This window comes from Streptomyces sp. NPDC017940, assembly GCF_044328435.1.
Classification (GTDB): Bacteria; Actinomycetota; Actinomycetes; order Streptomycetales; family Streptomycetaceae; genus Streptomyces.
The window spans coordinates 390,342-401,352 of sequence record NZ_JBIRHJ010000006.1 but is presented as its reverse complement, the minus strand read 5'-3'; the positions used below and the strand labels follow the sequence as shown (position 1 = coordinate 401,352).

General features: G+C 71.6%; 9 protein-coding genes. 7 read left to right on the top strand and 2 right to left on the bottom strand.

Features of this window, described 5'->3' with window-relative positions:
• Window positions 1-108: 108 nt before the first annotated feature.
• Window positions 109-3,060: a penicillin acylase family protein gene (locus tag ACH4DX_RS22785; protein WP_398156451.1), complete on the bottom strand. Its 2,952-nt coding sequence runs from the start codon at window positions 3,058-3,060 to the stop codon at window positions 109-111.
• Between the two features lie 250 nt (window positions 3,061-3,310).
• Here ACH4DX_RS22785 and ACH4DX_RS22780 point away from each other — a divergent pair, with 250 nt between their 5' ends.
• The 6 genes from ACH4DX_RS22780 (at window position 3,311) to mscL (ending at window position 9,495) form a co-directional block, all read left to right on the top strand.
• Entirely contained in the window at window positions 3,311-4,843 is a 1,533-nt protein-coding gene (locus tag ACH4DX_RS22780) for a potassium/proton antiporter (RefSeq protein ID WP_398121400.1), read from the top strand.
• A 274-nt stretch (window positions 4,844-5,117) separates the two neighbouring features.
• The gene (locus tag ACH4DX_RS22775) at window positions 5,118-6,386 is read left to right on the top strand and encodes an MFS transporter (RefSeq protein ID WP_398121399.1); all 1,269 of its coding nucleotides are present in this window, start codon (window positions 5,118-5,120) and stop codon (window positions 6,384-6,386) included.
• A 67-nt stretch (window positions 6,387-6,453) separates the two neighbouring features.
• Entirely contained in the window at window positions 6,454-6,810 is a 357-nt protein-coding gene (locus tag ACH4DX_RS22770; protein WP_398156450.1) for an FmdB family zinc ribbon protein, read from the top strand.
• A gap of 111 nt (window positions 6,811-6,921) precedes the next feature.
• Entirely contained in the window at window positions 6,922-7,773 is an 852-nt protein-coding gene (locus tag ACH4DX_RS22765) for an S-methyl-5'-thioadenosine phosphorylase (RefSeq protein WP_398156449.1), read from the top strand.
• Between the two features lie 399 nt (window positions 7,774-8,172).
• Window positions 8,173-8,829, top strand: a complete 657-nt coding sequence (locus tag ACH4DX_RS22760) for a hypothetical protein (protein ID WP_398156594.1) — start codon at window positions 8,173-8,175, stop codon at window positions 8,827-8,829.
• A 120-nt stretch (window positions 8,830-8,949) separates the two neighbouring features.
• Window positions 8,950-9,495 carry a large conductance mechanosensitive channel protein MscL gene (gene mscL / locus ACH4DX_RS22755; protein WP_398156448.1) on the top strand — a complete coding sequence of 182 codons (546 nt, stop codon included), beginning with the start codon at window positions 8,950-8,952 and terminating at the stop codon, window positions 9,493-9,495.
• 6 nt (window positions 9,496-9,501) lie between these two features.
• Here the strand turns inward: mscL and ACH4DX_RS22750 are convergent, their stop codons facing one another.
• On the bottom strand, window positions 9,502-9,756 hold the full coding sequence (locus ACH4DX_RS22750; RefSeq protein WP_398156447.1) for a hypothetical protein: 255 nt from the start codon (window positions 9,754-9,756) through the stop codon (window positions 9,502-9,504).
• 107 nt (window positions 9,757-9,863) lie between these two features.
• Here ACH4DX_RS22750 and ACH4DX_RS22745 point away from each other — a divergent pair, with 107 nt between their 5' ends.
• Window positions 9,864-10,946 carry a P1 family peptidase gene (locus ACH4DX_RS22745; RefSeq protein ID WP_398156446.1) on the top strand — a complete coding sequence of 361 codons (1,083 nt, stop codon included), beginning with the start codon at window positions 9,864-9,866 and terminating at the stop codon, window positions 10,944-10,946.
• Window positions 10,947-11,011 lie beyond the last annotated feature (65 nt).

Sequence of the window (11,011 nt, the reverse complement as noted above, 5' to 3'; positions counted from 1 at the left end):
CTTCGCCTGACCCGGCCGCGTGCACACTACGCCGCGGAGGGGGCCGCCACGCGCGCGTGGCGGCCCCTTCCGCGTCCCACCTGTCCCCGGTGGTCCTGCCCGTCCGGGCTAGGGCTTGAGCACCAGGGTGTCGTTCGTGCTGTCGTCGACGGCCTTCTCGGAGTAGGCCCAGGGCAGCAGCTCACCCTTGATCCACTTGTTGGTCTGGTCGGTGTAGTGCTCGCTGTAGGCGTGCCCGGACGCGCCGGTCAGGTTGATCCACCGGGACTTGTCGAGGTCCTTCAGGTTCACGACCATCCGCATGGACGGCACCCAGATCACTCCGTAGCCGCCCGCCGCGTTCCAGCCGGTGGCGTTGACCGTGGCCTCGCCGCCGCCCAGCTCGAAGGGGCCGCGGTTGAGCACCCACTGGAGCCAGCTGGGACCGTCGGTGCCGAGCGTCTGGTTCTTCAGCGTGAGGCGGTGCAGACGGCCCCAGCTCCAGGTGTCGATGTCCTTGCCGAGCTTGGCCGTGAGGTCCCAGCGGGCGTCCTCCATGGCCCGCGCGAACAGCTGGTCGCGGTTCTTGGTCTCCGCGTCCGTGCGCGTGCCCGGCGACTTCCACCAGTCGCTGTCCTTGTTGTCGAGGTTCTTGCGGATGACCTCGAAGTAGCGGTCGCCGCCGTCGGGCTGCGCGGAGTCCGCGTCCCGCTCGCCGCACTCGCGCACCCGGTTCTCCTCGTCGGCGGGACGGGTGTTGCCGGCCGGCTCGACGGACAGGCACTGGCCCTTGACCCGCAGCTCCTTGGGCAGCTTGTTGCCGATGGAGAGCTGGAGGACGCTGCGCCACACGGCGTTGAAGTACGCGGCGGCGGCCGAGTCGGCGTCCTGGGTGTAGTCCCATCCCTCCAGGAGCTTCTGCGCCTCACGGACGTGCTTGTCGGCGATGTCGATCTTGAGCAGCTTGGGCACGAGCAGCCGGGCGATCTCGCTGCTGTTGTCCGTCTGCATCAGCCGCATGTCCTCCGTGGAGATCTTGCCGCCGTTCTTCGTCTTCGCCTTGATGAGGTCGTCGACGCGCTGGCTGCGCGCGCCGTAGCCCCAGTCCGCGGTGAGCTTGTACGGGTACTTCTTGCCCTCGCCGCCTTCGATGACGGCCTGGTTGGCGGCGACGATGTAGCCGCGCTCGGGGTTGTACTCGTACGGCAGGGCGTCCTGCGGGATGGGGTCGCCCCAGCGGTAGTCCGGGTCCCAGCCCGGTGAGGGCAGCGAGCCGTCGCCCTTGCCGCGGGTGGGGATCCTGCCGGGTGCCTGGTAGCCGATGTTGCCTTCGGTGTCGGCGTAGATCAGGTTCTGCGAGGGCACCTCGAAGGACGCGGCCGCCTTGCGGAAGTCCTTGAAGTCCTTGGCCCGGTTCAGCTCGAAGACGGCGTCCATGGACTTGCCGGGCTCGAGGGCGGTCCAGCGCAGGGCGATGCCGTAGCCGTCGCCGCGGTCCGGGGCCGCCGCGTCGACCTGGGCCTTCTTGCCGACCTTGACCAGCTCGTCGTCGCGGTCGGAGATCAACGGGCCGTTGTTGGTCTCGCGGACCGTGATGGTCTTGGTCTTGCCGCCCGCGACCTTGATCTTCTCCTCGCGGGGCCGGAAGGGCTTGATCTTGCCGTCGTACTGGTAGCCGTCGGCGGTGAACTTCTCCAGGTAGAGGTCGGTGACGTCGGCGCCGAGGTTCGTCATGCCCCAGGCGATGTCCTTGTTGTGGCCGATGACCACGCCGGGCATGCCGGAGAAGGTGTAGCCGCTGACGTCGTACTGGCACTTCGAGGACACCGACCGGCAGTGCAGGCCCATCTGGTACCAGACGGACGGCAGCTGCGGGGCCAGGTGCGGGTCGTTGGCCAGGAGGGGCTTGCCGGTGATGGTGTGCGCCCCGGAGACCACCCAGGAGTTGGACCCGATGCCGTTTCCGTTGGAGCCGAGGCCCGCGTCCGGAATCTTGTCCAGGACCTCGGAGAGGCCGGAGAGCTGGGACTGGAGGCCGGTGCCCGTGGTGCCGCCGGTGGCGGTGCCGCCAGTGCCCGTGCCGCCAGTGCCGGTGCCGCCCGTACCCGTACCGCCGGTACCGGTGCCAGCGGTGCCGCCGGTGCCCGTACCGCCAGTACCGGTGCCCGCGGTGCCGGTGCCCGCGGTGCCGGTGCCCGCGGTGCCGCCCGTACCCGTACCCGTACCGGTGCCGCCGGTACCCGTACCGGTACCCGTACCGGTACCGGCCCCCGTACCCGTGCCGCCGCCCGTCGCGTCCTCGTCGCTGTCGAACTCCTTGGAGAGCTCGTTGTAGCGGCCCTCCTGGACGATGGGCTTGTGCAGGTCGTACGGGTACTCGGGGTAGAGGTCCCTGATCTGCGACGGGCCGAGGCGGCTCGTCATCAGGGCGCGGTCGATCTCGTCCTGCATGTTGCCGCGCAGGTCCCAGGCCATCGCCTTGAGCCAGGCCACGGAGTCGACGGGCGTCCACTTCTGCGGCTTGTAGTCGTTCTTGAAGGAGAGCGCCGCGTACTCGACGGAGATCTCCTCGCCGTCCTTGCCGTCGAGATAGGCGTTGACCCCCTTGGCGTACGCCTGGAGGTACTTCTTCGTCTCCGGCGAGAGCTTGGAGTCGTACTCCTTCTTGGCGACGTGGTGCCAACCGAGGGTGCGCAGGAACTCATCGGTCTTGACCTGGCTCTTGCCGAACATCTCGGAGAGCCGGCCGGAGGTCATATGGCGGCGTACGTCCATCTCCCAGAAGCGGTCCTGCGCCTGCACGAAGCCCTGTGCCATGAACAGGTCCTCGTCGGTCTCGGCGTAGATCTGCGGGATGCCGTTCCCGTCCCGCTTGACGTCGACGGGGCCCGTGAGGCCCTTGAGGTCGATGGTGCCCTTGGTCTGCGGGAAGGAGGCGCGAACCGTGCTGATGCTCCAGTACGCGCCGAAGCCGATGCCTCCTACGACGGCCAGGACCAGGACGATCACGATCAGACGGGCTCGGCGCCCCTTCTTCCTACCGGACTTGCGACCGGAAGAGGCGTTGGTGTTGGAGGGCATCGCTGTCCTTGCTGTCCTTCGCGCGCGGCAGGGCGGGGCGTGTGCGGGTCCTGGAGTGCTGGAGCAACCATAGGCGCAGGGCGATACGGCCTCGGACGCGGAGTCGGAAAGCGATATCGAACAAAGGTTCGCAAGATGGGGTGCGGCACGGGGGTGCCCGTCAAGAGTGCGTTAAAAGTTAGGTAAAGTAACGAAGCATCCGGCTCTCGCACGAAGCGTCTCGGCTTTCGCACGAAGCGTCCCCGCTCCCGTGCGAAGCGCCACGGCTCGCACGACGGAAGGAACGCCCCTGTCTGTCCACGACCTCAACCAGCTCCTGCTCATCAGCTCGCTCGTCCTGCTCGTCGCGGTCGTCGCGGTGCGCCTGTCGTCGCGGAGCGGGCTGCCCAGCCTGTTGCTGTACCTCGGCATCGGCGTCGCCATGGGCCAGGACGGCATCGGCAACGTCACCTTCAACAACGCCCAGCTGACCCAGGTCATCGGGTACGCGGCCCTGGTCGTGATCCTGGCCGAGGGCGGCCTCGGTACCAAGTGGAACGAGGTCAGACCGGCGCTGCCCATGGCCGCGTGCCTCGCGACCGTCGGTGTCGCGGCCAGCGTCGGCGTGACGGCCGCGGGCGCGCACTACCTGGTCGGGCTCGACTGGCGGCAGGCGCTCATCATCGGCGCGGTGGTCTCGTCGACGGACGCGGCGGCGGTCTTCTCCGTGCTGCGCAGGGTTCCCCTGCCCTCCCGGGTCACGGGTGTCCTGGAGGCGGAGTCCGGGTTCAACGACGCCCCGGTGGTCATCCTGGTCGTGGCCTTCTCCACCGCGGGCCCCGTGCACCACTGGTACGTCCTCGTCGGTGAGATAGCCCTGGAGCTGGCCATCGGCGCGGCCATAGGCCTCGCGGTGGGCTGGCTCGGCGCGTACGGGCTGCGGCACGTGGCGCTGCCCGCTTCCGGCCTCTATCCGATCGCGGTCATGGCCATCGCCGTCACCGCCTACGCCGCCGGGGCCATGGCCCACGGCAGCGGATTCCTCGCCGTGTACCTGGCCGCGATGATCCTCGGCAACGCCAGGCTGCCGCACTGGGCCGCGACCCGCGGCTTCGCCGAAGGGGTCGGCTGGATCGCCCAGATCGGCATGTTCGTGCTGCTCGGCCTCCTCGTCACCCCGCACCGGCTGCTCGACGACATCTGGCCCGCCGTGATCATCGGGCTCTTCCTGACCGTGGTCGCCCGGCCCCTGTCCGTCGTGGTCGGCCTGCTGCCCTTCAAGATGCCCTGGCAGGAGAAGGCACTGCTGTCCTGGGCCGGTCTGCGCGGCGCGGTGCCCATCATCCTGGCCACCATCCCGATGGTGAACGGCGTCGAGAACAACGAGGAGATCTTCAACATCGTCTTCGTCCTGGTCGTCGTCTACACCCTGGTGCAGGGCCCGACGCTGCCCGGACTCGCCCGCGTCCTCGGCCTCGGCAAGGGCGGCGGCGCCGACGACCTCGGCATCGAGTCGGCGCCCTTGGAGCGGCTGCGGGGGCATCTCCTCTCGGTGTCCGTCCCCGAGGGCTCCAAGCTGCACGGCGTGGAGATCGGCGAGCTGCGGCTGCCCGCGGGCTCCGCCGTCACGCTCGTCGTGCGCGACGAGAAGTCCTTCGTACCGAGCCCCACGACCGTGCTGCGGCAGCACGACGAGCTCCTGGTGGTCGCGACGGACCCGGTGCGCGACGCCGCCGAGCAACGGCTGCGGGCGGTCGCCCAGGGCGGCAAGCTCGTGGGCTGGCTGGGGGTACCGGACTCCTGATCACAGGCTCCTCTTGCGCAACACCTGTATTATGAAGGCACACTTCCGTATGCACCCTTGAGTACACGCACAACGACCTTGCGTACAACGACCTTGAGCACGTGCACGACGACACTGATCGAACCAACTCTGTCTGACGCAGAGCTGGCGCGACCGTATGGCGGCCGCGGCGCCCCGTAGGGGGCGGCCCGGTATCTACCGCAGTTCTGCGCAAGAGGACAGCTCTCGGCGCCCCCGCACGGGCGCGCTACCAGGCAGCGGAAAGGCATGGGCCGTGGCATCCACGGTCACCGGGACCCGACCGGGCTACGGACAGCTGCTGCGCACCCCGCGCGCCTGGACCTTCCTGCTTCCGGGCTTCGCCGCGCGGCAGCCGTTCGCGATGCTGACCATCTCCATCGTGCTGCTCGTGCAGCACACCACGGGCTCGTACGGAGCCGCCGGCGCCGTCTCGGCCGTCACCGGCGTCTCCATGGCCCTCTTCGCCCCCTTCGTGGGCAAGCTCGCCGACCGCTTCGGGCAGCGCGCCGTGCTGCTCCCCGGCGTCCTCGTGCACAGCGCGTCCGGCGTCGCCCTGACCGTGCTCGCCCTGTCCGGCGCCCCCCTGTGGACGCTGTTCGTGGCCGCGGTGCCCACCGGCGCCTCGACCCCGCAGATCGGGCCGATGGTGCGGGCCCGCTGGGGCGCACAGCTCCAGGGCACCCCGCTCGCGCAGACCGCGGCGGCCTTCGAGTCCGTCACCGACGAGCTGACCTTCGTCCTCGGACCGCTGGTCGCCACCGCCCTGTGCACGGGCGTCGACCCGGCGGCGGGGCTGCTCACCGAAGCGGGCCTGACCCTCGTCGGCGGACTCTTGTTCGCCGCGCAGAAGAGCACCCAGCCGGAGCCCTCCGCGACCGGCGCCCACGCGCGCGTGGGGCACGATTCGGCGCTGCGGGTGCCCGGAGTGCGCGTCCTGATCGTCACGTTCCTCGGCATCGGCACCGTCTTCGGAGGCATGCAGGTCTCGCTCGCCGCCTTCACGGAGTCCATCGGCAGGCCCGGCCTGAACGGCGTCCTGTACGGCACGTTCGCCGCCGGGAACATGCTCTCCGGAGTGGCCTGCGGCGCCATCGCCTGGAAGATCACCCCGCAGCGGCGGCTGCTCGTCGGGTACGTCGGTCTGACGCTGATGGCGGCCGGACTGTGGGCGGCGCACTCCGTGCCGCTGCTCGCCGGGCTCGGCCTGCTCGTCGGTGTCTGCATCGCACCCGCCCTGATCACCGGGTACACGCTGGTCGACAGCCTGGTCGCGCCGACCGCGCGCACGGAGGCCTTCACCTGGCTCACCGGCGCCGTCGCGCTCGGGCAGGCGGCGGCCGTCACGGTGGCGGGACAGCTCGAGGACCGCTTCTGGGACGGTGCGGGATTCCTCGTGCCGCTCGGCGGCACCCTCCTCGCGCTGACCGTGCTCCTGACGCTGCGCTCCCGGCTGACCCCGCAGTCCTCGGGGCGGACCGTGGCACGTGGCGTGGGTCACCGCGCGCCGGTCACGGTGGACTGATCCCGCGGAATACGTCACTATGGACCGTCGTTAGCACTCATCGAGTGAGAGTGCCAGGAGGAAGCAAGTGCCGACGTACCAGTACCAGTGCACCGAGTGCGGCGAGGGCCTCGAGGCGGTGCAGAAGTTCACCGACGACGCCCTGACCGTATGCCCGAACTGCGACGGACGCCTCAAGAAGGTGTTCTCGGCCGTCGGCATCGTCTTCAAGGGCTCCGGCTTCTACCGCAACGACAGCCGTGGCTCGTCGTCGAGCAGCGCGCCCGCGTCCGCCGCGGCGTCGTCCGGGTCGAAGTCCTCGGACGCCAAGTCGTCCTCGACACCGGCGTCTTCCTCGTCGTCGTCCTCGGCGTCCTCGTCTACGGCGTCGGGTTCCTCCTCCTCGTCGTCCAGCACGTCGTCGACGAGCTCGTCGGCCGCCTGACCCGGCGCTTCACCGGGCCCGTTCTCCTTACGGGCACGCAGTTTTCCCAGGCCCCGCCGTCGTACGACGGCGGGGTCCTCGGCGTACCCGGGTCCGGCTACTGTGCCGCCCATGGTGAACACGGCGAACGCGTCTCGGGCCGAGATCGGCGTCATCGGCGGCTCCGGTTTCTACTCCTTCCTCGAAGACGTCACCGAAGTGCACGTCAACACCCCCTACGGCTCCCCCAGCGACTCCCTGTTCCTCGGTGAGCTGGCCGGGCGTCGCGTGGCGTTCCTGCCGCGCCACGGCCGCGAGCACCGCCTCCCACCGCACCGCATCAACTACCGCGCCAACCTGTGGGCGCTGCGCTCCGTGGGCGTACGCCAGGTGCTCGCCCCGTGCGCCGTGGGCGGGCTGCGGCCCGCGTACGGGCCCGGGACGCTCCTGGTGCCCGACCAGCTCGTGGACCGCACCAAGAGCCGCCCCGCGACCTACTTCGACGGCATACCGCTGCCCGACGGCACCACCCCGCACGTCGTGCACGTGTCGCTGGCCGACCCCTACTGCCCCGCGGGCCGAGCGGCCGCGCTCAAGGCCGCGCGGGGCCGGGACTGGGAGCCGGTGGACGGCGGCACCCTCGTGGTGATCGAGGGGCCGCGGTTCTCGACCCGCGCCGAGTCGCGCTGGTACGCGGCGCAGGGCTGGTCCGTGGTGGGCATGACCGGCCACCCCGAGGCACCCCTCGCCCGTGAACTCGAACTCTGCTACGCCTCGCTGAACCTGGTCACCGACCTGGACGCGGGCGCCGAGACCGGGGCGGGCGTCTCCCACGAGGAGGTGCTGCGGGTCTTCTCCGCGAACGTGGACCGGCTGCGCGCGGTGCTTTTCGACGCGGTGGCGGGGCTTCCTGCGAACGACCGGCGGGACTGTGCGTGCGTGGGGGCGCTGGGCGGGATGGAGACGGGGATACGGCTGCCGTAGCGCCGCCTGGCCCTGACTGGTCCCGCCTGTCCCCGCCTGTCCCCGCCTGGTGCCGCCTGGTCTCGCCTGGCGCCTGGCCCCGTCCGGGTGAGGGAGTTGTCCACAACCGGTGAGTAGTCCACGGGGGTCGGCGGGGCGGGGCGCGACCCCGCATGGTGAGAACGGAATCCGGACCCGGATCCGCACTTCTCACGACAGGCGGTGACCGTCATGGCGCGTGCTTCTTTCCATGATTCTCGGCGGGGCGGGGCTTCGCGGCCGGGCGGTGACTCGCATCTGGGCGGGGCCTCACAGCCAGGCGGGGCCCCTGAGCGGGGCGGGGTCTTGCAGCCGGGCGGTGCTCCGCTGCCGAGCGGTGCCACGCTGCCGAGCGGCGCCTCGCTACCGGGTGACGCCCCGCTGCCGGGCGGCGCCCAGCAGTCGGGCGGGGCCTCGCCACAGGCCGCCGGGGGCGGTTGCTCGGGGCCGCCGGGCGGCAGTGGCACACCGCCGCCCTGCCGGATTCCGCACTTCTCGCCGCTCCATGTGCGCGGCGGACGCCGGCGCCTGCGGCGGTTGATGCGGCATCGCAGGCGGACCCTTGCCGCGGGACTCGCGATGACCGCCGCCGCGCTCGCGGCCGCGGGGCCGCCGGTGCGTGGCGAACCCGGAGCGCGGGGCGCCGCGGAGTCCGCCGTCGGGTCCGCCGGGTCCGCCGGCTCCCGCGAGGCGTCCGGCCGGGGCGGTGGCGACGGTGCGCGGGAGCGGTCGCGGCGGGCGGCCCGTCCGGTGACGGCGCCGGTGCGGATCGCGGACGCGGCGACGGTGCGCCTGCTGCGGCCCGGTGTCCGCGTGGACGTCGTGGCAGTCGAGGGGCCGGGGGCGGGGGCGGATCACGCGGAGGGCGTGGGCGTGCCGCGGGTGGTCGCTTCGGGGGCCAGGGTGGCCCAGGTGCCGGAGGCCTCCGACACGGCTGCCGGGGAGGGGGCCCTGGTCCTCCTCTCCGTGCCGCGTGCGACGGCGGCCCGGCTGGCCGGGGCGAGTGCGACGGCACGCCTGGCGGTGACGCTGCGATGAGCGGGTACGGAAACCTGTCGAGTCGCTCGTTCGCGTTACCGAACTGGACAGGGCTGCCACGCGCTGCCGTAGGTTGCGGAGCGATTGGCCGCACGATCCGCACATGCAACGAAAGGCCCAGTGGTGAGCGAGAAGAAGGAACCGGGCATCTGGCAGGGCTTCAAGGCCTTCCTGATGCGCGGCAACGTCATCGATCTGGCGGTCGCGGTGGTCATCGGCGCCGCGTTCACGAACATCGTGAACTCGGTGGTGAAGGGCGTCATCAACCCCCTGGTCGGCGCCTTCGGCACCAAGGATCTCGACCACTACAGCTCCTGCCTGAAGGCACCGTGCGTGGTGAAGAACGGCGAGGCGCAGAGCGGCATCCCGATCATGTGGGGCTCGGTGCTCAGCGCGACCCTCAGCTTCGTGATCACCGCGGCGGTCGTCTACTTCCTGATGGTCATGCCGATGGCGAAGTACCTGGCCAAGCAGACCGCCCGCAGGCAGGCGAAGGAGGGCACGAAGGAGGTCATCGAGATCTCGGAGCTGGAGGTGCTCAAGGAGATCCGCGACGTACTGGTCGCCCAGCGAGGCACCGGCCCCGGGACGACGGGCGGCTCCGGGTCCGCCACGGGCCCCGGGAGCCCCGGGGGCGGGACCGGGCCTGGCGGCTCGCCGCGGTAGTTCGACTCAGATGTGGTGGGGCGGCTTCTCGTCCAGGAAGCGGGCGAGATCGGCGGCGCTGTCGCCGGACGACGTCGGCCGCTCGCCCCACCCGCGATCCGTGTCGTCCGAGGACTGCTGGGCCAGCGGGTCGTCGAAGACCAGCGCGCTCGCCGGCTTCCTGCCGTTCTGCCGGGGCTTCGGCTCGGCGTCCAGCGCCTCGGCGGCCTTCGGCTCGGCGTCCTTCGGATTGCGCGGTTCGGGGGCGGGGGCGGTGCTCATGCTTCCAGCGTACGCCGGTGAGCGTCCGGGCGGCGGGGCGCGGGGGCGGCAGGGGCTGCGCGGGCGGCTCCGGCGGTGGTCGGCAACGGCCGTGGTACGCATGGTGCATGACGACACGTGACGTACCTGACGTACCTGACGTGGCCGTGGCGGCCGGGCGGGCCGGAGGTCTGACCGATGTGGCCGGGTTGCGCGTCGGGCACGCCGGCAGGGCCGGGGGCGGCTGGCTCACCGGTACGACCGTCGTGCTGGCGCCGGAGGGCGGGGCGGTCGCCGCCGTGGACGTGCGCGGCGGGGGGCCGGGCACCCGGGAGACCGACGCGCTCGACCCGAGGAACCTGGTGCAGCGGGTCGAGGCGGTCGTCCTGACCGGCGGCAGCGCGTACGGCCTGGACGCGGCGGGCGGGGTGATGGCGTGGCTCGAGGAGCAGGGCCGCGGGGTGCGGGTCGGGCCCGATCCGCGGCACGTGGTGCCGGTGGTGCCCGCGGCGTGCGTGTTCGACCTGGGGCGCGGGGGCGACTACGGGGCGCGGCCGGACGCCGGGACGGGGCGGGCCGCGGTCCTCGACGCGGCGGCGGGGAAGAGCGGTCACGCGGTGCCGGAGGGCGGGGTGGGCGCCGGGACCGGGGCGGTGGTGGGGCAGGTCAAGGGCGGGGTCGGGACGGCGAGCACGGTGCTCGGCTCGGGCGTCACGGTCGCCGCGCTCGTGGTGGCGAACGCGGCGGGGTCGGGGGTGGATCCGCGGACGGGGGTGTTGTACGGACGGTATTTCGGTGACGAGGACGTACGGCCGCCGTCGGCCGATGTGCACGCGAGGGCCCGGGAGCGGCTCGCCGCGGCGGCGGCGCGGAATGTGGCGCCGCCGCTGAACACGACGCTTGCCGTGGTCGCCACCGACGCCTCGCTGACCAAGGCGCAGGCGCAGAAGCTCGCGGGCACCTCGCACGACGGCATGGCCCGCGCGGTGCGGCCGGTGCATCTGCTGAACGACGGTGACACGGTGTTCGCCCTGTCGACCGGCGACCGGGACCTGGACGCGGCGGACCCGCTCGCCCTGAACGAGGTCCTGGCGGCGGGGGCGGACATGGTGACGCGGGCGATCGTCAGGGCGCTCCTCGCGGCGGAGTCGGTGGAGACACCGGGAGGCCTGTTCCCCTCATATCTGGATCTGTATCGGGAAGGGCGCTGAGTCGCCTTTGGTGCACGGTTGTGAGCGTGGGAGGGGGCGGCCCGGTGTGCCGGTCTTCACAGCGG

What these genes read in the sequence shown, in the direction of transcription:
- ACH4DX_RS22785 (WP_398156451.1), bottom strand. Translation starts at nt 3,060, where the DNA reads ATGCCCTCCAACACCAACGCCTCTTCCGGTCGCAAGTCCGGTAGGAAG.
- ACH4DX_RS22765 (WP_398156449.1), top strand. Translation starts at nt 6,922, where the DNA reads ATGGTGAACACGGCGAACGCGTCTCGGGCCGAGATCGGCGTCATCGGC.
- ACH4DX_RS22750 (WP_398156447.1), bottom strand. Translation starts at nt 9,756, where the DNA reads ATGAGCACCGCCCCCGCCCCCGAACCGCGCAATCCGAAGGACGCCGAG.
- ACH4DX_RS22745 (WP_398156446.1), top strand. Translation starts at nt 9,864, where the DNA reads ATGACGACACGTGACGTACCTGACGTACCTGACGTGGCCGTGGCGGCC.